The 351-nt window shown below is 62.1% G+C and carries 1 protein-coding gene; it reads left to right on the top strand.

From position 1 onward, the window contains the following. Nucleotides 1–351 (top strand): 3-oxoacyl-[acyl-carrier-protein] synthase III C-terminal domain-containing protein (locus tag F0Q45_RS26980; protein ID WP_373425112.1); only part of this gene is annotated, 351 nt, incomplete at both ends.

The following is a 351-nucleotide window of genomic DNA, read 5'->3' as shown; positions in this document are numbered from 1 at the left end:
TGAACAAGTCAATGCGGACGGACCGGACATCCTGGATTCGCGCAGTCATCTGTACCCCGACTCGCTGCGCACCATGGGCTATGACGTTGGGTCGGCCGGCTTTGAACTCGTCTTGTCCAAAGACATAGCGGCCGTCGTCGAACAGTACGTGGCCGAGGACGTCACCACGTTTCTGGCCGCGCACGGCTTGAATGTTAGCGACGTCGGCGCCTGGGTTACCCACCCCGGCGGCCCCAAAATCATCAATGCGATCACCGCCAGTCTCAACCTCCCGCCGGAGGCCCTGGAGCTAACCTGGCGCTCCCTGGGCGAGATCGGCAACCTTTCGTCGGCGTCGGTGTTGCACGTACT

Source organism: Mycobacterium simiae, assembly GCF_008370645.1.
Classification (GTDB): domain Bacteria; phylum Actinomycetota; class Actinomycetes; order Mycobacteriales; family Mycobacteriaceae; genus Mycobacterium; species Mycobacterium simiae_A.
Note: the sequence above shows the minus strand (reverse complement) of the source record. Positions and strands in the feature narration are given on the sequence as shown.